General features: G+C 43.9%; 14 protein-coding genes. 9 read left to right on the top strand and 5 right to left on the bottom strand.

All coding sequences use genetic code 11. The features are described 5' to 3' along the window. Positions 1 to 220: 220 nt before the first annotated feature. Positions 221 to 343, top strand: coding sequence for a hypothetical protein (locus FKX85_RS21795; RefSeq protein WP_262711614.1), 123 nt, complete (start codon positions 221 to 223; stop codon positions 341 to 343). Between the two features lie 27 nt (positions 344 to 370). Here the strand turns inward: FKX85_RS21795 and FKX85_RS18400 are convergent, their stop codons facing one another. Continuing rightward, positions 371 to 655 (bottom strand): hypothetical protein, encoded by a 285-nt coding sequence (locus FKX85_RS18400; protein ID WP_141616128.1) that lies wholly within the window; start codon positions 653 to 655, stop codon positions 371 to 373. A 161-nt stretch (positions 656 to 816) separates the two neighbouring features. Between FKX85_RS18400 and FKX85_RS18395 the strand changes: the two genes are divergently transcribed. The 4 genes from FKX85_RS18395 to FKX85_RS18380 all read left to right on the top strand — a co-directional run bounded on the left by FKX85_RS18395 (position 817) and on the right by FKX85_RS18380 (position 8,800). Continuing rightward, the gene (locus FKX85_RS18395) at positions 817 to 1,461 is read left to right on the top strand and encodes an SDR family oxidoreductase (RefSeq protein WP_141616127.1); all 645 of its coding nucleotides are present in this window, start codon (positions 817 to 819) and stop codon (positions 1,459 to 1,461) included. 1,287 nt (positions 1,462 to 2,748) lie between these two features. After that, a complete protein-coding gene (locus FKX85_RS18390) occupies positions 2,749 to 5,064 on the top strand; it encodes a PSD1 and planctomycete cytochrome C domain-containing protein (RefSeq protein WP_141616126.1) in 2,316 nt (771 codons plus the stop codon). Position 5,065: 1 nt separating this feature from the next. After that, entirely contained in the window at positions 5,066 to 6,520 is a 1,455-nt protein-coding gene (locus FKX85_RS18385) for a DUF1501 domain-containing protein (RefSeq protein WP_141616125.1), read from the top strand. A 147-nt stretch (positions 6,521 to 6,667) separates the two neighbouring features. After that, positions 6,668 to 8,800, top strand: coding sequence for an FN3 associated domain-containing protein (locus FKX85_RS18380; protein WP_141616124.1), 2,133 nt, complete (start codon positions 6,668 to 6,670; stop codon positions 8,798 to 8,800). 326 nt (positions 8,801 to 9,126) lie between these two features. Here FKX85_RS18380 and msrB read toward each other — a convergent pair whose 3' ends face one another. The 4 genes from msrB to FKX85_RS21815 form a co-directional block, all read right to left on the bottom strand. Further along, positions 9,127 to 9,663: a peptide-methionine (R)-S-oxide reductase MsrB gene (gene msrB, locus FKX85_RS18375; RefSeq protein ID WP_141616123.1), complete on the bottom strand. Its 537-nt coding sequence runs from the start codon at positions 9,661 to 9,663 to the stop codon at positions 9,127 to 9,129. Between the two features lies 1 nt (position 9,664). Then, on the bottom strand, positions 9,665 to 10,234 hold the full coding sequence (msrA, locus tag FKX85_RS18370; RefSeq protein WP_394345022.1) for a peptide-methionine (S)-S-oxide reductase MsrA: 570 nt from the start codon (positions 10,232 to 10,234) through the stop codon (positions 9,665 to 9,667). A 1,140-nt stretch (positions 10,235 to 11,374) separates the two neighbouring features. After that, on the bottom strand, positions 11,375 to 11,554 hold the full coding sequence (locus FKX85_RS18365; protein ID WP_141616121.1) for a histone H1: 180 nt from the start codon (positions 11,552 to 11,554) through the stop codon (positions 11,375 to 11,377). 359 nt (positions 11,555 to 11,913) lie between these two features. Continuing rightward, the gene (locus FKX85_RS21815; RefSeq protein WP_141616120.1) at positions 11,914 to 13,266 is read right to left on the bottom strand and encodes a DUF6600 domain-containing protein; all 1,353 of its coding nucleotides are present in this window, start codon (positions 13,264 to 13,266) and stop codon (positions 11,914 to 11,916) included. A gap of 547 nt (positions 13,267 to 13,813) precedes the next feature. Between FKX85_RS21815 and FKX85_RS18355 the strand changes: the two genes are divergently transcribed. From FKX85_RS18355 to FKX85_RS18340, 4 genes are all read left to right on the top strand, one after another. After that, entirely contained in the window at positions 13,814 to 16,912 is a 3,099-nt protein-coding gene (locus FKX85_RS18355) for a SusC/RagA family TonB-linked outer membrane protein (protein WP_141616119.1), read from the top strand. 2 nt (positions 16,913 to 16,914) lie between these two features. Continuing rightward, positions 16,915 to 18,522, top strand: coding sequence for a SusD/RagB family nutrient-binding outer membrane lipoprotein (locus FKX85_RS18350; protein ID WP_141616118.1), 1,608 nt, complete (start codon positions 16,915 to 16,917; stop codon positions 18,520 to 18,522). Positions 18,523 to 18,792: 270 nt separating this feature from the next. Beyond that, entirely contained in the window at positions 18,793 to 19,827 is a 1,035-nt protein-coding gene (locus FKX85_RS18345; RefSeq protein WP_141616117.1) for a LacI family DNA-binding transcriptional regulator, read from the top strand. 827 nt (positions 19,828 to 20,654) lie between these two features. After that, complete coding sequence (locus FKX85_RS18340; protein WP_141616116.1) at positions 20,655 to 23,723, top strand: SusC/RagA family TonB-linked outer membrane protein; 3,069 nt, start codon at positions 20,655 to 20,657, stop codon at positions 23,721 to 23,723. The last annotated feature ends 6 nt before the right edge of the window (positions 23,724 to 23,729 follow it).

Raw genomic sequence — 23,729 nt, 5'->3', positions numbered from 1 at the left:
GGGGGTAAACCTGTCATTGCGAACGAAACGGATGTATAGTGAAGCAATCTCGTATTGAGTAAACGGTATCGATCTACATTCGACAGTCCACAATCCACTGATCACAGGTTACCTACTTCCCAATAAAGCCCCGCCGTAGGTGGGCAAGCTTGGTAATAAAAGAATTACGAAAAACGATTTATGTGCCGTAGGTGCATCAGCAATCCTTTATCGTTAAGTAATGTACCTACGGCACATCGCCAGGATGAGAGATGCGGAGTTACTTACCAAGCTTTACTGCCTACGGCAGATGGGCAAAAAGGATTACAGGTCGACGGTGGACAGTCCATCGGTTACTGATTAATGCTATTTCCCCCAATCCCATTTACCTCTAAAGATCATTAACAATTTTCTCGATCTCTTTATCCCTCAATTCGATCTGATAGACGTTTTGGTCGAGGAAGGCCTGGAGGTAGTTTTTGTCTTCTTCCCAGATAAAGGTATCGCCGAAGATGACCTCATCAGGCTTTCCAAATTGTTCGGTGAAATACAGGTTAAGAAACTTGGCCAGGGATGCCAGGTCTTTGAAATCTTCCTTTCTATAGGTCCATCGGATTTTGTAGAGCTCCTCTTTGTAAAAGATCAGGTTGAGTTTGGAGGCCTGCTTTCCAGCCACGAAAAGATGGCTGTGCTCTTTGTAGATGCCTTCTTGGATGCCGTTTAAATAAGAGCAGGACCTTTTTAACTTTCCAACATTTCAACCTTCCTAACCTTATAACCATTTCGTAGTCTCCCTGATCTTTCTAACTTTAAGGTAAACCAAAAAACTAGGATACAATGAAAGTACTTGTGATAGGAGCAAATGGACAAATAGGTCAGTTGATCGTGGACAAACTTCAAGGGGCCGGTGATTTTTCGCCCGTAGCCATGATCCGTAAAGAAGAGCAGGTGGCAGGTTTTAAGGAGAAGGGCATTGACAGTGTGCTGGCAGACCTTGAAGGGTCGGTGGAGGACTTGGCCAAAGCTATGGAAGGGAGTGACGCGGTGGTGTTTACGGCCGGATCGGGCGGCACGACCGGGGCAGACAAGACCCTTTTGATCGATCTGGACGGCGCCGTGAAGTGCGTAGAAGCGGCCGAAAAGACTGGTGTCAAGCGTTTCGTGATGATCAGTGCCTTGCAGGCAAATAACCGTGAAAACTGGAATGATACCCTGCGGCCCTACTACGTGGCGAAGCACTATGCCGACCGGATGCTGGCGGCAAGTTCCCTGGATTATACCATCATCCGCCCTGGAGGCCTGCTGAATGAGCCCGGAAATGGCAAAGTCCATGCCGCAGCCACCGTTGAGCGCAGCACTATCCCCCGTGAAGATGTCGCTGCCACGGTCATCGCCGTACTACAAAATAACCACACCGTAAAAAAGGCATTCGACTTGGTCAGTGGAGAGGAGCCCATTGCCGATGCCCTTGGAAGGCTGTAAGAAAGGGACTGGACAGCTTCTTAACCTGCTAATTTCAGCGATGATACGAGAACTTCCCGATAATGCCCGCCGTAGGTGGGCAAGCTTGGTAATAAAAGAACTACGAAAAACGACTCATGTGCCGTAGGTACATCAGCTACCTTTTATCGTTAAGTAATGTACCTACGGCACATCGCCCAGATGAGAGATGCGGAGTTACTTACCAAGCTTTACTGCCTACGGCAGATGAGCAGAAAGGATTACTGGTCGAGTCTGAGACTTTGGAGGGGCGAAGATGGCCCAAGTTGGGAGCCTAGGACCATCTTCGGATAACATAAAAAAGCCGTCATGTGAGCGAGGAGGAATAGCCTGTCCCGATAGCTATTGGGAACGAAGCGATCTCCCTTCGTACATACGGGATGGCTTTGCTGTGTTACCACTACGTTCGCGATGACAGACTAGATTCGTTCATTGCGAGCCTGCCTGGTGCCAAACAGGCCTGCCTGGTGCCAAAGACAGAGAGCTTGCACCGAGGCGATGTCGTATTCAGCATGTGAGGGCGCTTCATTGCGCTGTCACCCGGTGTGGATAAGTAAATAAGAGACGATAGTCCACAGTCCACTGATCACAGCTTACCGACTTCCCGATAATGCCCGCCGTAGGTGGGCAAGCTTGGTAATAAAAGAACTACGAAAAACGACTCATGTGCCGTAGGTACATCAGCTACCTTTTATCGTTAAGTAATGTACCTACGGCACATCGCCCAGATGAGAGATGCGGAGTTACTTACCAAGCTTTACTGCCTACGGCAGATGAGCAGAAAGGATTACTGGTCGAGTCTGAGACTTTGGAGGGGCGAAGATGGTCCAAGTTGGGAGCCTAGGGCCATCTTCGGATAGCATAAAAAAGCCGTCATGTGAGCGAGGAGGAATAGCCTGTCCCGTAGCTATTGGGAACGAAGCGATCTCCCTTCGTACATACGGGATGGCTTTGCTGTGTTACCACTACGTTCGCGATGATGAAATGGGATTCGTTCATTGCGAACAAAAAGGAGCTGAAGTGAAGCAATCTTGTAATCATGAAACGGGATCGCTTCACTACGCTGCCGCTCTGTTCGTGACATTGTTGTCCCTCTGGGGCGATGACGTGCTGGAATCTGTGCATTGCGTGAGCTGAATACCATAATGATGTACTGTAAAAGTAAGTTAACGTAAGGATTTGTTTTTGATTGTTTGTTTTTGTAGTTGAAAAACTGGTTTTGCTCTAATTTTTTTGCTAAATTAGGCCAATAACCCAAAATAATTCAAAATGCGTTTAACCTCCTCATTTATCGTCATTTGCTCCGTTGTGCTGGGACTGCTGATATCCTGTCAATCCGCCGATACCAAGGAGAAGCGGTTAAGGTCCTCGGATCAGATCAGTTATAATTTCCATGTTCGTCCGATCCTTTCGGACAAATGCTTCGCCTGTCATGGTCCTGATGAGAATAAGCGTGAAGCTGGGTTACGCTTGGATACCGAGGAAGGGGCCTATGCAGCATTAAAGGATGATCCCTCTCAGCACGTGATCGTGCCTGGAGAGCCTGAAGCATCCCTTGTCTTTCAAAAAATCACTTCGGAAAATCCCGCTGAGCTAATGCCTCCTCCAGCTTCCAATTTAAAGCTGAATCCCGACGAGATTGCCATTCTCAAAAAATGGATCGAGCAAGGGGCTGTGTATGAACCCCATTGGGCCTTTGTCCCTCCAGAGAAGCCGGCACTTCCGGCTGCAGAGGAAGAATGGACAAAGAATGAAATAGACTTTTTTACATTAGCCAGAATGGAGGAGAAAGGGCTTTCTCCCAATAAGCAGGCAGAAAATCAGACATTGACCAAGCGGCTGAGTCTCGATATCACCGGTTTACCGCCTTCTCCGGCGATGCTAGAAAAGTACAAGGAAATGGATGAATTGGGTTATGAAGCTTTGGTGGACGAGTTATTGGCCAAAAAAGCTTTTGGAGAAAAGCTGGCTGTGCTATGGATGGACGTTTCCCGATATTCCGACAGCTATGGTTATCAGGATGATGAAATCCGGACCCAGTGGCCATACCGGGACTGGGTGATCCATGCTTTTAATGAAAATATGCCTTATGACAAGTTCCTTACCTGGCAGTTGGCAGGAGATATGCTTCCCAATGCCACGAAAGAGCAGATTTTGGCAACGGCTTTTAACAGGAACCATAAAATCACTGAAGAAGGAGGTGTCATTAATGAAGAATACCGGGTGACGTACGTCCTGGATAAGACCAATACTTTTTCGAAAGGCATACTAGGGATTACCATGGAATGCGCCCAATGCCATGACCACAAGTATGATCCGTTCTCTCAGGAAAATTATTACCAGCTTTATGCCTTTTTTAACAATACGCCAGAGAAGGGGTTTGAAGGGGATGTCGCTAATAGCAAGCCAGCCAAAACCCCCATTTTATGGATTGACCAGAAGGATTTGAGCAGGGAAGGTATCCTTGACTATATCAACCACCAGGATACCAGTAAGGTCATGGTGTCGGTCATGGAAGAGCTGGATACCCTGCGGAAGACGTATGTTTTGGACCGCGGAGTGTATGATGCGCCGACCACGGAAGTCCGTCCAAACACACCAAATTCCATCATGCCGTTTGAAGAGGAATTGCCCAAGAACAGGCTGGGACTGGCCAAATGGACCACTGATGAGGAAAACCCACTTACTGCACGGGTATTTGTCAACCTGATATGGCAGGAAATATTCGGGCATGGAATAGTAAAGTCAGCGGGGGATTTTGGTATGCAGGGTGATCTGCCGACACATCCCATGCTGTTGGATTGGCTGGCCGTGGATTTTATGGAAAATGGTTGGGACATTAAGCGGCTAGTGAAACAGGTTTTTATGTCAGCCACCTATCGACAGAATTCTGAAATAGAGGAAAGGGAACGCTTAAAAGATCCGGAGAACCTTTACTTGGCCAGGGCTTCAAGGCTTCGGTTGACAGCAGAAAGCATCCAAGACCTAGTTTTGGCCAGCAGTGGATTGCTCAATACAGAAATAGGCGGTCCCAGCATCAAACCCTATCAACCTGATGGCCTCTGGGAAGCAGCTACCTCGGGGCGGGGATCGCTCGCAAAATATGTGCAGGACAAAGGGGAAGACCTTTACAGAAGGGGACTCTACCATTTTATCAAACTGACGGTACCGCCGCCTAAAGCCATCATCTTTGATGCCAGTAACCGTGACATCTGCGAGATGACCCGTGGCAGAACCAACACCCCTTTACAGGCATTGGTGATGCTCAATGATCCTTTTGTACTGGAAGCTTCCAGAGTGATGGCTTCACAAATAGAAAAAGAAAACTTATCTCCGGAGGAAGGCGTAGCCTGGGCATTTAAAAAGATCGTTTGCAGGGATATCAAAGCGGAAGAGAAAACCTTGCTGATAAACTATTTTGAAGAGGAAAAAAAGCGGTTTGAAGAAAAGCCGGCATTGGTGAAAGTGTCGATGGAAGTAGGGGAGAAACCGCTGAAGGAACCGACGATAACTCCTGATGCCGCAGCCATGATGCAGGTCATTGTGACCATATATAATTTAGAAGAAACGATTACAAAGATATAAGATGGAAAAGGAACTATTAGAGCACGGATTGAATCAAAATAGAAGGAAATTCCTGTCCAAAATGAGTTTGGGGCTAGGAAGTATGGCTTTGGGGTCACTACTGATCCCCGACCTTTTTTCTGGAAGATCTTCTGCTGAGGAAGAAATCATGGCAATGGTGCCCCATTTTGCGCCAAAGGCAAAAAGGGTCATTTACCTTTTTCAAAATGGTGCACCCAGTCAGTTGGAGTCCTTTGATTATAAACCCATGCTGAAGCAACGGATGGGGGAGGATCTACCGGAGAGTATCCGTATGGGACAGCGGCTTACCGGTATGTCATCTGGTCAAAGTTCTTTTCCCTTAGTAGGATCATACTATGATTTCCAGCAATATGGCGAAGCGAGGGCCTGGGTGAGTTCGCTTTTCCCGCACACATCCAAGATCGTGGACGATATCTGCATCGTAAAATCCATGCACACCGAAGCGATCAACCATGATCCTGCCCTTACTTTTTTCCAAACCGGGGCGCAGGTGGGCAACCGCCCGAGTATGGGGTCTTGGCTCAGCTACGGGCTGGGAAGTGAAAACAATAACCTGCCGGCTTTCTGCGTATTGCTCAGCAGGGGCAAAGGTAATGGGCAGGGTGTGTATTCTAAACTTTGGTCCAATGGGTTTCTTGATTCAGTTCATCAGGGCGTGCAATTCTCCAGCTCCGAAGACCCTGTACTCTATCTCGGCGATCCGGATGGCATGAAAAGGGCCGACCGTCGGAGAATGCTGGACCAAATTGCCTCGCTGAACCAAATGTCCTACGATCAATATGGTGACCCGGAAATCCAAGCCAAAATCCAACAATATGAAATGGCCTTCCGCATGCAGACCGCCGTGCCGGAAGTGACGGATGTTTCCAATGAACCGGACAGCATTATCAAGCTATATGGCCCAGATTGTCTTGTACCGGGCACTTATGCTGCCAATTGCCTTTTGGCCAGAAAACTTTCCGAGAATGGCGTACGCTTCGTGCAGCTTTATCACCAGGGCTGGGACCAGCACGGTAACTTGCCCTCTGAAATGGCGGGACAGGCCAAGGATGTAGACCAGGCTTCTGCCGCCCTGATTACTGATCTGAAACAGCGGGGGCTATTAGATGAAACCTTGGTGATCTGGGGCGGTGAATTTGGTCGTACCAATTACTGCCAGGGAAAAATGTCCGTCGATAACTACGGGAGAGACCATCACCCAAGGGCATTTTCCATTTGGATGGCCGGTGGAGGAGTGAAGTCAGGAATGGTTTATGGAGAAACGGATGATTTTGGCTATAACATCACCAAAAACCCTGTGCATGTCCATGATTTCCAAGCCACCGTTTTGCACTTAATGGGCATAGATCACGAAAAGCTCACCTATAAACACCTCGGAAGAAGATACCGGCTTACCGATGTGGCCGGTAAAGTAATGAAGGATATTTTGGTTTGAGGAATTTAGTATCAAGATGGGAAGAATCGCTGTTCCGATTTATCATTCAGCACAAAGAACAGAGTGGGATTTGTAATCCTGCTCTCCAAAGTTCCCCATTTTAGGGGGGAGGAGAGTAGTCATAAAAAAACGAAGAAATAACCATTCATGAACATAAAAAGTAAGCTACAGGGTTGGATTGAAAATGCATTGATCGTTTTCACCGGGTTTATTCTTATTTTTCTTTTTGCGGGCGATCGGTTGATCGTGCCTGCGCTGCTTCAGGTGCTAGGAAGGAGCCATCCCCTGGTGTTGCATTTTCCCATTGTCTTGATGTTGGCGGCGCTGGCTTTTATGCTTATTCCGGGGATCATGCCGGAGGTGCACCAGAAGAAAATTACTAAATGGGCGCTGCTGCTGGCAATATTTTTTGCAGGAATAGCAGTCCTCAGTGGCTGGGTGCTCAGCCAGGAAGAAGGCTATGAAGGAGATAATTTGACTTTGCACAAATGGCTGGGCGTAGCGGTTTATTTTTTGGGCTTACTGGTGTATTTCACGATGGACAGGTGGCCTAAAACAGTGAAGCCAATAGGTCTGATACTGTTGTTCCTGCTGATTGGAGCGGGCCATTTGGGAGCAGACCTGACCCATGGCAGTGACTTTCTGATGGCACCTCTGCGGACAGAAGAAAACGCACAGGTGGCCTTGGAGGAAGCCGAAGTATTCCAGCATTTGGTCAAGCCTATTCTAGAGCAAAAATGTGTTAACTGTCATCAGGCGAGCAAGAGCAAGGGAAAACTTAGGCTGGATGAAGTGGCCATGATCCAACAGGGAGGAGAGTCGGGCAGCCTGTTCGATACGGCTAATTGGGAAAAATCACTATTGGTTCACCATATCGAGCTTCCCATGGAAGAAAAAGGGCACATGCCGCCAAAAGGAAAGGCACAGTTGACACTGGAAGAACTGGACATTCTTCGATTATGGGTAAAGGAAGGAACTGATTTTGAAGGAAAAGTCGTGGACAAAGGCAAGGAAAGCCAACTGTACCAATTGGCGAGCCTGCAATTGGAAAAGGAGGATCCGTATGATTTTCCGGCAGCGGATGAAGAAGATGTAAAGGCTTTAAATAACTTTTATAGATTGGTTCAACCCATTTTTCCGGAATCTTCGGCCCTGGAGGTATCTTATTTTGGGGTAGCGGCTTTTGATCCGGAATCCTTGAAAGAATTACGTAAAATCAGCAATCAAGTGGTCAGCATTAACTTGAACTGGATGCCCCTGAAAGGATCGGACCTGGCTTGGTTAAAAGACTTTGAACATTTGGAAGACCTAAAGCTTAATTTCACCGGAGTCGATGAGGAACAGTTGAAAGTACTTTCCGGATTACCGGAACTGAAAAGGCTGTCCCTGTCAGGAAACGAGCTTTCTCCTAAAATCTTCGATATCCTTTTAGAGATCAAATCTTTGGAGTTTGTGAGTTTGTGGAACACGGGCTTAGGGCAAGAAAATGCCAAACCCCATGAAAAAACCCTCTCCAATGTCTATTTGGAGTGGGGTTTTATAGGAAATGACTCGGTTTATCAGCTTAATCCACCGGAAGCGAAATTAGAAGAAGTGATCTTTGAGGGGGAGCAAGAAGTGACGTTGAAGCATGCTATTGGGACAGTCAAAATACGATATACACTGGATGGTTCAGACCCGGATAGTTTGAGCGGCATTCCTTATGAAGGGCCGATAAAGTTGGATAGAACAGGTCAGCTAAAGGCCATCGCCTATGCAAAGGGGTGGAAAACAAGTGAATTTACTACCGAGGTTTTTTACAGCAAAGGGGTTTCCCCATTCGCTGTAGAACTACAGACCCAGCCGGCCAAGCAATACCAAGCAAAGATGGAAGAAACCCTCTTTGATTTGGAAAAAGGGGGAGATACCCATACAGCAGGAGGTTGGTTGGGGTTTAAAGATGAGCCGTTGGATTTGGTGCTGGATATGGACGGTAGCAAAGTGGAAACCGTAGCTGTCAGCCTTCTGTACCATGAAGATGCATATATTTTTCCTCCTGCCAAAGTAGAGGTGTCGGCGATGGAGGAAAACGAAAATTCCTGGAAAGTGATCGTAACTGATTCTCCGGAAATGCCCAAAAAGCTGGATAAAAACAGGATGGGCCAATTGGTTTACCCAATACCGGAGAGAAATTATAAGAAGCTCCGTCTGAAGCTAACTCCGCTGCAGCGATTGCCTTCATGGCACAGGGGAGCAGGGGACAAGGCTTGGGTGTTTGTGGATGAGGTGGTGCTGCATTAATTGAAAATACTAAGCAGTAGCTGTCCCGATAGGGATGAGATAAACTTGGGTAGTTGAAACTTTAGCCTCAGCCGTTCTTGATTTGTGCTATAGATATCCCTTCGGGACTAATAGAGAGTCTCTCCCCGCTGTAATGTTGAATTAGTTGACCTAGCTCGGGACAGCTCGAAAGAACTCGGAATGCTTGTTGGTACGAAGCCAGTGACGCCGTTTGGATGTGTCTCTAGCCTGTCCAGGCAGGCTAGAGACAGGGTAAATAGATGATTATCCGCATTCCATTATTTTCCGACCAGACCAATTCCTGCTCCGAATTGCTGTGATTGCCGTCAATTTAACCCAACTGTTCCCAAAGGCTCAAAATCCAATGAAACTGAATTCATACAGAACCTTTTATGGGTAGGAGGAGGACCATCGTTGAAGATATGGCCCAAATGGGAATCGCACCTGCCACAAAGTACTTCTATTCTGTTCATACCGTGGGAGTTATCTTCTTTGTAGATCACGCTGTTTTGGCGCACCGGCTCAAAGAAACTCGGCCACCCGCAGTCACTTTGAAATTTGGCCTCTGAGAGGAACAGTTTGTTGCCGCAGACAGCGCAGTAATAGGTGCCTTTGGTGTCACTGTCCCAATATTTGCCCGTAAAGGCCCTTTCAGTAGACGCTTCCCTGGCCACGGCATAAAGGAACGGCGGTAGGATTTTTTTCCACTCCGCATCCGAAACATCCAGTTTGGTGGTGTCCGTTTTGGAATAGTAGGGGTTTGCTGTTTTGCCTTTCTGGGTGCCTTGGGTTTGGTTGCTTTGGCCCTTGCTGCAGCCTATAATGGCTGTCAGCATGATACCGATCATTAGTATTCTTTTCATATTATTTTCCTTCCTTCAGTTTATCTTTAAATATCTTTTGGAATTTTTCCAGCTTCGGAGTAATGACATAGCGGCAATAACCCTGTTCTTTGTTGAGATTGTAATAATTCTGGTGGTAATCCTCCGCTACATAGAATTTCTTCATGGGCGCTAATTCTGTAACAATCTTTTTGGGATAGATATTCTCCTTGTCGAGTTTATTGATATAGTATTCTGCCTTTTCCTTTTGCGCGGCAGAATGGTAGAATATGGCACTTCGGTACTGCGTTCCTACATCATTTCCCTGTCGGTTTAGCTGCGTAGGGTCGTGCGCGACAAAGAACGCTTCCAGCAGCTCATCATAGGTGATCACCTCAGGGTCATAAACAATGGAAATGGCTTCGGCATGTCCTGTTTTACCGGTACCAACGGCTTTGTAGGTGGGGTTAGCCATATGGCCACCTGTGTATCCTGATATGACTTTTGAGACACCTTCAAGTTGTAGAAACTGCGCCTCTACGCACCAGAAACATCCTGCGGCAAAGGTAGCAGTATCCTTTTTGGCCATTTCAGCTGAATGGGCGTATTGCATAGTAAACACCAAGGACAAACAGGTAAATACTGTTGTTAAAATCAGGTTTTTCATAATGTAATAAAGGGTAGGGTTGATACGCTTTTATCGTAAGTTTCTTGTTGGTTCATTATTTAATACGAGAAAAGCCACCAAAATGGTTTGGTTTAACGTTTTTTAACCTATAAGAGAATAGGCAGAAGGACCAAATTAGGTAATGCTTATATGAATATATCAATGGTATCCGGAGGAAAGGGGGCTGAACCATTTTTGATGGCACCGATAGAGAGGATATTCGCTAATTTTTTTAATCACAAAGGCTGGACGAAGCCATTCTCTTTTGTGGGATGGGATGCAAATAAATTGGATAAAGCGAAAAGTTGAGGACAGATACATTTCAAGTGGTCATCACCTAATGCATAAAGTGCGCAGCTAAGTCGACTGGGGAAGTATAGTCTTATTGTAGCCTAGGCGCTTATGTGGTTAACCGATAGACATTTCTAGGTGGCTATGGTAAGCATATTTCTCTTTTATTTATTTATTAATAGGAATGCGTGCTCCAGCAAAAAAAGTCAGCGTAAATCTTATTAATCTGCGCCATCTGCGTGCTATCGGAACAAACCCTAATCCCCCAGCTTTTTCACTTGACCCCCGGAAAAGGTGGGCTTTACCAGAAAAAAGTCAATATGTGTATCCGCAATGTTGCACGTAAGCAAATATTAAAAAGGCTCTTATTGTTTTCTGTTCTTTTATTCAGGTGTGAAAATGCTTTCAAAAGGGCTTCATGAATGCAACGCATTTCCATTGATGAAAAGAACCAAAAATCTAGGCCCTGGAGCCTTTTTCAAATTGAGTGAATTTGGTATTTCGATTACAGTTTCGTTTGGCTCAATTTGATTTTGTGCCAATTGCCGTGGGCTAAAAATGAGTGGATCTCGCTTGTCCACTGCGCGAGCTAACTCATTTTTTTAACGCCCCCATCAACTGTCCTAATCCCGGTCGACCGGGACCAAAGGCCGAATAATGGCTTCCCGATGAATATTTTGTTTTTTCGAGGCTACGTGCAAAGTCGCGGATAGTCATAAAAGTCAATAACGAAAACAGCCGCTGATGATCAGCGGCTGTTTTATTTGATTCATGCTATATATAATAGCTGGAAGACTATTTCTCTGAGTTCTTGATATCAGTAACTTCTTTTCTGATATCCTGAGCTAGGGTTTTGATAGCCTGCATGCCATTTCTAACTCTTGTACCGGCTGCTTTGTTACCTTTTTCGTAGAATTTGGCAAAATCGTCTTCCAATGAATCAACTAGTTCCTTTACTTCTGTGAATCTGCTCATAGTGTTAAATTATTTAAGTTTATGTCATTAAAAACGTGAATATAGGGAGTTTATTTAGTATTCAACAACCCTTTCACGAGAATTAGCATTTAATTTAATCGATTTATTCGGCTTATTTGCCCATTTTAGGCTGTTTTTTATCAAAATTTAACATTGATGATAAGGATACTTTCAAATTGTCCTTGTGCCGTCTTACTGATGTTTGGTTGTAACGTGCTGATAGTCTGTTGTTTGATTTGTTTTTAAGTGATGTGACTTGTCTTTGTTCCCGTTTCAGTAAGTTTTAAAAAAGCACGACCAGACATCCAGTCGTGCTTTTCTGTAATCTATCACCTAACATTAAAATCCATTGCTATTTTTTATTGATTATTTCCCCTTGAGCGACTGCTTCCTCCCCTCGAAGAGCTGCTTGAGCTGCCTCGGCTTCGAGAAGAAGATCCTGACGATTTGCTTACGCTTGAAGAGCTGCCTCTACTGACAGAAGAATTGCTTCTACTTCTTGATGGAGAAGCAGTAGGCCTTGATGATTGACTTCTTGAGCTCGAAGGCTTACGCACAGATTCCCTACTTGGAGAAGGTCTTGATGACCTGCTTTGTGCATTGGACCTTCCTGATGAACGTTGCCCATAGCTCTTGCTTTCAGTGGGTTTTTTTTCATAAGAATTACTCCTGCTCTTATTGGTTTTTATCTTTTCACGCGGAGTACTTCTTGAACCGCTAGTGGAGCTTCTAGTATTATTATATTCTCTAGAAGACCTGCTCCCGTTACCATAAGACGAGTTTGAAGATCTGTTAGAGGGTGTTACGCCTCTGTCATTCGATCTACTGCTTTGTCTCTTTGAAGGCGATGCATTGTTTGAACGGGTACTATTGTTTGAATTGTACCTACCCATTTTGGAACGGCTTGATCTCGCTTGTTCACGGGAAGTAACCCTACCGGGTTTTCCGCTAACCCCGCTTTCATTTCGGGCTGTTCTTAAGTTCGGTCTGTAAACATTTAGGGTGTTCCTGGACCTGGATAATGAAGCCCTTCCTGCATTTCTAGTATTGTTTATCCTGTATGTTTCCACAGAACGTCTACTATACCGTTCGATATCTCGTCTGTGAGGGCCGCCTACATACCGATTATTGTTATAAACAATTGTATTATTTATAATGGTAGTCCGGTGGTAAATGTTCACAATATTTCGTCTAGGAGCATAGTATCGATAGACATGTCTATTCATAAACCGGCTTCTTGGCACAAATACCCATTGGAAACTCGGAATGCCCACAGATACATTTATAGATACACCAGGGCCCAATGGTGCCCAGCCATAATAACCGCCGCCTGTTCTCCAATTGACCCATGCCGGCCCCCATTCATAGCCAGGGACCCATGCCCAACCATAATAGTCATCAAAGAGCCATCTTCCGTAGTGAAATGGAGCCCAGCCCCAGTCATAATAAGATACCCAGGTATTACCATATTCTGTCATGGCCCAGTGGCCATTTGATCCATATGGATGAAAATCACCGTCTACATATGGTAACCAGATGTATCCGTGCCTAGGGTCATTTACCCAATCACCGTAAGGGGAGAGTTCGTCATAAAACACTTGGAAAGATACACCGTAAGGAGTTTCTGCTTGTGCTCTCTTAGAATTAACCGCTAACACCAACCATAGAACCAGCGATACACCTATCCATTTTAAGTTTCTTGTATTGTTCATGTTTCCTGTATTTAATAAGTTAATAATAGGTTGGTCGTGTCATACGGGCTGAACCGTATTCTATTAGCAATGTTAGCTAAAACCGTTCCAGTTTGGGTATACAGAACAAAAAGAAAACTGCTAAATGGATTTATAGTTTTTTGAGAGGCGAATTTTTATTGATTTCAGTAAAAACATAACGGTCCATAATCCTCCTTCATGAAATAGTTGTGTGAAAAAATATATTTATATAACGTTGTTTTATTAAAAAATAAATAAAGTTAGCTGTTTTTGTGTTAAAAATTATTTATTTATATTAACTAAACTAAAAAAACAAACAACTATTTTGTATTTGTTTTCTATTTACTATCTTTAATAGCGATAATTGATTACCGAAAATAACATTATTTCAATGGTTTAAATTAATAATTTTCCGTTTGTCCTAATTTTGTTTGAGGTATTGATTTAAAGGCGATCAAGTTTCATGGTCATGCGATTTTGCATGTTGCCATTATTAGATAGCTGCGTGAAGTAAAGAACTTAATCCTAATCTAAAACCCTTTTTCCTATGAGAAAAGTTTTACTGACCATGTTTTTCATGGTATTGGTAGGAGGGCAGTTATTAATTGCCCAAACCCAATCTATTACGAGTGCATCCCAAACCAAAACCATTTCTGGTACGGTGACTGATGCAGATAGTGGTGAGCCCATCCCGGGCGTAAATGTCTTTATCAAAGGCACCACTACTGGTACATCTACTGATCTAGACGGAAAATACACCTTGACCAATATACCGGAGAACGCTTCTTTGGTGTATTCATTTATAGGTTACACCAGCCAGGAAATGGCTGTCCAAGGCAAGACCACCATCAACATAGCCCTTTCTCAGGATACTGAGGAGTTGGGCGAAGTAGTGGTGACGGCGCTTGGTATCAGTAAAGAAAAAGAAAGACTGGGCTATTCTGTGACCCAAGTGGGCAGTGAAACGTTAGACGAGGCACGGGAGACCAATGTGGCCAATTCCCTGGCGGGCCGGGTAGCTGGACTGGTAGTAAAAGGTACCAGCAGTGGCCCTGGAGGTACCTCCAAGATTACCCTCAGAGGACTCCCGAGTATCAGTGGGACTGGATCTCCCCTTTATGTCATAAACGGAATCCCGATGGACAATACCCAGCGAGGGTCTGCCGGCCAGTGGGGCGGCAGTGATAATGGTGACGGTATCGGTAATCTCAGTCCCGATGATATCGAATCCATGACCGTCCTGAAAGGACAAGCTGCCTCGGCACTATATGGGTCGAGGGCTTCTAATGGCGTGATCCTTATCACTACAAAAGCTGGGAAAAAAGGTGGAGATTGGTCCTTGGATTATACCATGAACTTCATGGCAGAACAAGGAGTGGACTTTACCGATTTCCAAAATGTTTATGGCCAAGGAACAGGAGGGCTCAAACCAACAACTGCCAGTGATGCCCAGACTACAGGCCGATTGGCTTGGGGAGCCAGGATGGATGGCAGCCAGGTTATTGGTTTTGATGGGGATAATTACCCCTATTCCCCTGCAAGTGAAAACTATATCGATTTTTACAGGACAGGGACCAACTTCACCAATACTGTGTCTGTGTCAAAAGGATTGGGAGATGATGGCTCATTTAGGCTTTCCTTCTCCAATCTCGATGCCAATTCCATTGTTCCTAATAGTGGGATGGATAGAAAGACGATTAACCTAAATGTGGAACAGAACATTACCGATAAGCTGAATGTTACCGCGATGGTAAATTATGTGAACCAGCTGTCGACCAATATCCCATATCTCAGTGATGGGCCAAGAAACCCTAACAACTTCTTGTTCTTGGCACCCAATATCGATCATAATATTTTTGCACCAGGTTACAATCCCGACACGGGAGCGGAGACAGTATTCAGCGATGATATTTATGTAACCAATCCTTATTTCATCACAGAAAGGGGAATCAATGATCTGGAAAGGAACCGTACGATTTCTGCCTTGTCTGCGAAGTATAATTTTACACCTGATGTCTATGCGATGGTTCGGCTGGGAAATGATGTTTCCAATGACAAAGTAAATACAGTGGAACCGTACGGCCTGGCTTATACGGCTGATTTGCAGGGAGCACTGAATAATCGCGGTCAATCGACCCGATCAGAACTAAACATCGATGGTATTTTGGGGGCTATAGTGGATCTGACTGAGGATATCGAGCTTGATGCATTGGCTGGGGTGAATATGCGGAAAAACAAATTCGAGTCAATCGGACTGAGCGGTAGTAGGTTTGTGTTGCCATATTTATATTCTCCTTACAATACAGAGATTTTTAACAGGAATGACAATACACTGAATTACCAAGAGCGAGAGGTGCATTCTGCATATTATTCACTAGGATTTGGGTACAAGGATTTCTTGACCTTGACCACTACTGGTCGATATGATGTGTACAGTACATTGAATCCGGAAAATAACAGTATCTTTTCGCCATCTGTCGCCTTGGCATTTGTGTTTGATCGCTTGTTAAATGTCGATGCAATGGATTTTGGTAAGTTCCGAGCTTCCTATGCTGTGACCAGTGGTGAGCCGACACAGCCATATCGGACCCAATTCTATTACAGTTCGGCCAATGCCTTTAACGGTGTGCCTGCAGGATCCGCACCACTTTCGTTACCAAACAAAGAGCTGAAGCCCTTTACGACAGACGAAGTGGAGCTTGGCCTGGACATGAGTTTCTTTAAGAATAGGTTGAGTTTTGACATTGCCTACTTTACCAAGACCACCCATGATGAGATCATGAATGCTACTTATAGCATTACCTCTGGTTTTAACAGTGGCGTGGTAGCGACCGGTTCGGTATCAAATACAGGCTTGGAAGTTTTGGTGTCAGGTATGCCTATCCAAACACCAAAATTCACTTGGAGAACTTCCGTGAATATGACCAATGTGAAAAATGAGGTGCTTAGCACAGGTCCTGATAATAACCCCATTACTTTAGGACAAAACAGGGCAACACTGGGAAATGCCGTGACGGCTTTTGTGGTAGGAGAGTCTGGCCCGCAGATCAGGGCATATGATTATGCCTATAAGAAAGATGGAAGCATCATGGTGGATGATTCTGGACTACCGATAAGAGGGGAATTGAAAAATTATGGCTCAGTACTGCCTACTTTTTATGGCGGATGGAATAACACCCTTTCTTATAACGGAATCACATTTTCATTCCTAATAGATTATAGCTTTGGTAATAAGGTGCTGTCTGCTACAGAATATTATTCCACTTGGAGAGGGTTAAATAAAAATACCTTAGTGGGACGAGAAGACGGGGTTTCCAATGATGGGAATACCGCCACAGCAGAGGATTATTATAAAGCGCTTGCCCAAAACGTGACAAGCACTAGTGTAGTAGATGGCGATTTTGTTAAGTTGAGACAACTGACACTGGGATACTCCATGCCTGCCAAATGGTTTGCCAATACACCGGTAATCAAAGGTTTAAACGTGTCGTTGGTGGCTAGAAACCTGGCGATTTTGATGCGTCATGCTGAGAATATTGATCCTGAAGCCTCTTTTGGTTCGAATATCAACTATACAGGTATCGAAGGGACCAGTTTGCCAAGTACAAGATCCTACGGATTCAACCTTAAATTTAAATTGAATTGATCATGAAAAGATATATAAGTTTAATACTGGTAGGGCTGTTTGTGGCTTTTACTGGCTGCGATGGTGATTTTGAAGAAATCAATACCGACCCTAACCAGGCCGATGGTGATCTCTTTGATCCGAATTTGATTTTGCCGACCGTTTCCTATAATTATGGAAACATGGTGACAGGATATACTGGTCCGGTACTTTTTCAGAGCATGTGGGTTCAGGTATTGGCCTCGACATCCACTGGAGGGGCCAATTACTATTCCAATGCCGATAAATATGTCATTTCTGGGAGTACCAATAATTATATCCAAGGTGTATGGAACCAAGGCTATGAAGCATCTTCCAGAATCAACCAGATGCAGCAATTGGCCATGAACAAAGGGCTGACCAATCTCAATGCTGTGGGCGATATCATGAAAGTACTGACCTTGTCTTTTGTGACGGATATCTATGGAGACATTCCTTATACAGAGGCTTTGCAAGGGCAAGAGGGACTTACACAGCCCAAGTATGATCAGCAGTCGGTAGTATACATGACCATGTTGGCTGACCTAGAAAATGCGATCAATACCCTTGGAAGTGGCAGTGATGAGATCACCAATGATGTAATCTATGATGGTGATATAGCCAAATGGAAAAAATTCGGCTATTCTCTAATGCTTAAGATGGCCATGCGCATGGTGGAGGTGGATCCTACATCCGCCCAGAGCTATGTGGAAAAGGCCGTAGCTGGAGGGGTATTTGATGCTGCTGCAGATGATGCCTTGATGTTTTCAGATCAAAACAATGGATATGCCAACTCCAGCGCAAATGCCTTGAATGTACAGGATGATATCTACGAAGTTCGCTGGTCCAAGGCGATGATCGATTACCTTCAGGCGACGGACGATCCTAGACTGCCGGTCATTGCTGAAGTGCCGCCCGCTGGCCTCGCGGCTAATAAAGATGGAAATGTGGTCGGAGATAATGATCCTGCTGTACAGATTGGTCTGCCCAATGGCTATGACCTGAAAGGAGGGGCTACGGATATTAAAAATGAGCCAAACTATCCTGGCGGTACAGGTGAAGGGGATGACCTAGCGCCTATCGGGAAGTATTCCCGTCCTACAGGGATTTATAGAGACAGGGATGCACCGATTTTCTTTCTTACGTATGCAGAAGTGCAGTTTTTGCTAGCAGAAGCAGCTGTGAGAGGGTACAATGTGCCAGGAACAGCAGCGGAACATTATGAAGCAGGAGTGTTGGGTGCCATGACCACTATAGGGAAATTTGGTGGAGGAGTAGTTTCCAGTGATGATGCTGGCGACTATGCAGTTGCCAATCCATTGGACATGAGCTCCACAGAAAGTGCCATGGAAATGATCAACGAGCAGATATGGGTCACAACTGGATTATTGGCGAATTTTGTAGAGTCTTGGAACAACTGGAAGCGTTCGGGATACCCAATGCTTACACCCGTTGATTATACCGGTAACTTCTCGAATGGTGAGATTCCTCGGAGACAGATTTACCCTTCTTCGGAAGGCACCACCAATCCTCAAAACTTGAATGATGCTATTTCAAATATGGGAGGGGATACATGGACGACCACTACATGGTGGGATCCGGGAATTGAATGAGTTAGTTGCCTTATGTTAAAATAAGTTACAAAGGTTGCCCTTGAAGGAGGGCAACCTTTTTTGTTTGGTTAAATCTTTCTAAAAGTTTTTATCAATTTGTTGAAAACCCTATATTCCATTATCTTTTATCCGAAATCTCCCAATTAACCATTTTCGATTAACTCTAAGATAATTGATCACAATAAAAACGCAAGAATCAATTATATTTGACGTTTCCCAGATTTTATAATCCCTGGAAGCAGGGAGATAGTTTTCGTACAACCACACAGGATGCAGAAAAAGAAACATTCCATAAAAGCCATTGCCAAGGAGCTGAATATTTCGGTAACGACAGTTTCATTTGTTTTGAATGGCAAAGCAGAAGAAAACAGGATAAGTCAAAAACTGATCGATAAGGTACAGGCTTACGTAAAGAAAATCGGTTACCAGCCTAGTCAATTGGCCAAGAGCCTCAGGACCGGGAAGTCCAATATCATCGTGTTTATGGTAGAAGATATTTCCAATCCATTTTTTGCGACCATTGCCAAAATGATCGAAGACCGTGCCTTTAAGGATGGCTACAAAATCATTTATTCCAGTACCAATAACGATCCCGTTAAGACCATGGGCCTGATCAGCATGTTTAGGGATTTGCAGGTGGATGGTTATATCCTTACACCACCAGTAGGGATGGATGCGGGGTTTTTGACAGAATTGTCCAAGGACAGAAACCCGCTGATTCTTTTTGATCGGTACCTGCCAGAGGTGGATTGCAGTTATGTGGTGATCGATAATTTTCAAGGGGCCAAGCAAGGGCTGGATTTGTTTTTGGCAAATGGGCTGAGGAAAATTGGTTTTGTGACCATTGACTCAGATCAGTCGCAGATGCATGACAGGAGGGAAGCATATATCCAAATGTGTGAAAAAGAAGGGATCGAAGAGCAAATTTTGGAAATCCCCTATGATACCTATTCTTCTCAGGAGACAGAGAATGCCATGACGGCGTATTTTGAATCAAATGGTGATTTGGAAGCAGTGTTCTTTGCAACCAATTATTTGGCCATGAAGGGAATGCAGGTGATCAAGCAAGTGGGAAAGAAGATCCCCAACGATCTTGCTGTGATTGCTTTTGATGACAATGAGTTTTTTAAATTCAATACCCCTTCTGTATCAAGTATCGTTCAGCCAAAGGAAGAAATCGCTCAAGGCCTCATCCAATCCATGCTGCAATCCATCAGCACTCCTCAAGGAGAACGAGAATCCAATAAAATAGTCTTGCATGCGTCACTAAAAGAAAGAGAGTCAACCAATAAATCAAAAAAATAGAAGGATTCGACAGGATTGACTATGGGTTGTTTTTTGAAAGATGAAGAACTGCCTGTTTAGATGTATTACTCAAATAATTATACCGCGGGCCGTATGCGAGAAAATCATGGTTTTAATTTCTAGCCATAATGATTCCTATAGGAACATTAATTTTCAGCTAAATACACACTGACTGAACAGGATTGAACACGGATTATGCAGTAGCTTCTGGAAAGGTTAGTATTTCCTTAAAACTATTGGCCATTGGTCATTGTTTTAAGAATCTACATCGTCTAACTTCCTGAAATATAGTATTTTTATGTATGGTTATTGCTGGTTTTTTATGGTTTATACGGTTGTTTTTCTAACGATATGCTATTTATCAGTGAAATTATTATTGGAGAATATATTGTATACTTAGTAGTGCTTTGCTGGATAAATTTTTTCTAGGAAAATGCCAGTAAATTTTAGGTGATTAAGTAGGTGTTTTTGATAAAATTTAACAAAAATGGTTGTTATTAACCATCTTTTTAATAGAAGTGGAATTCAATAGATATTATCAATATTTTTTTATTTAAAATTAAAGATGGAAAAAATGGTATTTTTACACTAATTACATGAAATAAATTTTAACGGGTATTAAAGGCGTTTTTTTGTCCGTATTCGGACGATTGTTTTTTGAACCAAATAATTAGTCATACTACGTAGTGTTAAAGTGGCTTTGCTTTTAAACTAAAAGGGTTTAGCTTTATCGGAGATTTTTGTGTCTCATTACCGGTCATTTATAAGAAATGTCCTGTGATAGCGTGAATCACCTAAAATTAATTGATAACCTAAAACCCAAAGAAATGAAAGAAAAGTTACCAGCTGCCAGTCGCATGAGCGGCAGCAGCATTAGCTTTCGCAAATTGAGAGGAGGCGTTTTGATGATGCTTTTCTCAGGAGCCTTAAGTTCCGTCACGCAAGCGGAGGAAGCAGTTTTTGTGACTGGTGAAACGAACACTGCTGATGGAGTATCGTTTTTTCAGGCCACAGCCAAGGAAGTGACCGGGACAGTGACCGATGAATCCGGTGAGCCCCTCCCGGGAGTTTCCATTTTAGAAAAAGGCACTACCAATGGTACCGTGACAGATTTGGACGGAAATTATAAGATCACAGTAGCCTCCGATGAATCTGTTTTGGTCTTTAGTTTTATTGGGATGGCCAGTCAGGAAGTTCCCGTTGGCAGTCAGTCGACCCTTGATGTGGAGCTGACTTCCAATACCGAGTCCTTGGAGGAATTTGTGGTGATCGGATATGGTTCACAGAAGAAGCGAGAGATTACTTCAGCGGTGGCCAATGTGGAGGAAGATGACTTTGTGCAGGGCGGTATGCGGTCCCCCATGGAACTGATCCAGGGTAAAGTGGCCGGTCTGAACATCAACCGCCCCCAAGGAAACAACCCTAATGGGGGAACGGACATCCAGTTGAGAGGCTTGACTTCCTTAGTGGGTACGACCAGTCCATTGATTGTTATCGATGGTATTCCTGGAGGGAGTTTGGATCTGCTTCAGCAGGATGATATTGCCTCTTTTGATGTACTGAAAGATGGATCTGCTGCAGCCATCTACGGTACCCGGGGCAATGCAGGGGTAATCCTGATTACTACCAAAAAGGGAAAAGCCGGCAAGTCACAATTTGATTATTCCACCTATTTCCAGCGGGAATATGTGGACAGAAAACCGGATTTTCTTACCGCTGATCAGTATCGTGGCCTGATCGATCAGGGGCTGATCGATGGGGGCAATGACCTTGGTAGTTCCACGGATCTCTATGATCGATTGCTGAACAAACAGAACCTTAGTCAATATCATAACTTTGCTGCCTCTGGTGGGGGTGAAAATTCCACCTATCGAGCTTCATTTTACTATAATGGCGCTGAAGGAATTGCCCAGGAAAACAGCAACAAACAATTTGGTGGCCGGATAAGCTTTAGCCAGACAGGATTTCAAGATAAACTTACCTTGGCATCCAACCTTGCGGTAAACTTTAGTGATGCCAACAGATTAGGTGGGCAGAGTGGAGATTTTGAACAGGCCATTCAGCGAAATCCCACAGCTCCTATTTTTAATCCTGATGGATCATTTGTAGAGACACAAGCCTATAACAACTACAATCCACTTTCTCGCTATGCAAATCGAATAGATGAAAGGAATAAGTCTACATTTTCTGGGGATATGCGATTGACATATGAAATCATGGATGGGCTAAAAGCATCCGCTTTTGGTGCTTATATCAGGAACAATTATAATGACCGGTACTATCAGTCGATGAATGATTTTGCCAATCGTCCCACATCTGAATACCAAGGTATGGGCTATGCTTCCAAATTCAATCATTTGGATTGGTCCAATACCTTTGAAGGTACCTTAAACTACAAGAAGATTTTCAATACCGATCATTCACTTGATGCTATTGTGGGGTACAGTTACCAGTATTTTACTACAGAAGAATTCAATGTGAACAATAATGGTTTTACAACAGATGGTTTCCTTGACTGGAATCTGAGTGCAGGTAGTGCCATAAACAATACCCAGCTTCCGCGTCCAGGGATGGATAGTTTTAAAGAGGATAATACCTTAATAGCCTTTTTTGCAAGGGTTAGTTATGCATTCCAAGAAAAATATTTCGTACAAGCGACCTTAAGAAGAGAAGGTTCTTCAAGATTTGGAGCCAACCATAAATGGGGGAATTTCCCCGCTGTATCCGTAGGTTGGGAATTGACCAAAGAAAGTTTCCTGGCTAATAGCACAGCGGTAAACAACTTAAAAGTGAGGTTAGGTTACGGCGTTACTGGAAATCAAGGAATAGACAACTATCAATCCTTAATTACTCTTTCAGAAGGGGGCGTTTATCCACAGGAAGGGATTTATTATCAAACTTATGGTTTATCAAGAAATCCAAATCCTGACTTGAGATGGGAAAAGAAAAAAGAATGGAATTTAGGGTTTGATTTTTTATTGTTCAATAATAAAGTAGGCGGTTCTTTGGATTTGTACAATAGGGAAACGGTAGATTTACTTTATGAATATACCTCTCAACAGCCGGCATATGCCAAGGATAGACTTTTGACAAATGTTGGTAGTATCAACAATAGAGGAATTGAACTTTATCTGACCTCTACCATAATAAAAAATACAGATTTTAGCTGGAGAGCAGATCTTACAGCCAATACGCAACGAAATAAAGTAACATCTCTTTCAAATGATGTGTTTACCATTTCATGGATTGAAGAAGGAGGGTTGCCTAGTCCTGGAAATCTTGGAAACGCCATTAGGATAGAAGATGGCGGCCCCATCGGTAACTTTTATGGAAAGAGATTCGCAGGATTTACTGAAGATGGTAAGTGGCAATTTTACAAAGCAGATGGGACCATTGGTGAGGCTGGAGATATGACCACAGAAGACCTTACAGTCATCGGTAACGGAGTTCCGAAGTATATGGCTTCGCTGAACAATACGTTTACGTATAAGAATTTTGACCTCACGGTGTTCTTCAGAGGGAAGTTTGGCTTTGATATTTTAAATACCAAAGATCTATATTTTGGTAACAAGAAGTGGTTGCCAAATAACCTGTTAGAAAGTGCGATCACTACGCATGCCGACCTTAATGACGACCCACAGTTTTCAGATTACTATTTGGAAAACGGAAGCTTTGTGAAGCTTGATAATATTACACTAGGCTATAATTTCGAGCTTAATAGTCAGTATTTCAGGAATTTACGGGTTTATGCTACGGGGAGAAATTTACTGACTATTACTAGCTATTCTGGTATAGACCCTGAATTACAAGATGTTGGGTTGAATACAGGTATAGATGGTAGAGGCTTCTATCCTAGAACGAAATCATTTGCATTGGGTCTAAAAGTTGGATTTTAAAGCGAG

This window comes from Echinicola soli, assembly GCF_006575665.1.
GTDB classification, from domain to species: Bacteria; Bacteroidota; Bacteroidia; order Cytophagales; family Cyclobacteriaceae; genus Echinicola; species Echinicola soli.
Note: the sequence above shows the minus strand (reverse complement) of the source record. Positions and strands in the feature narration are given on the sequence as shown.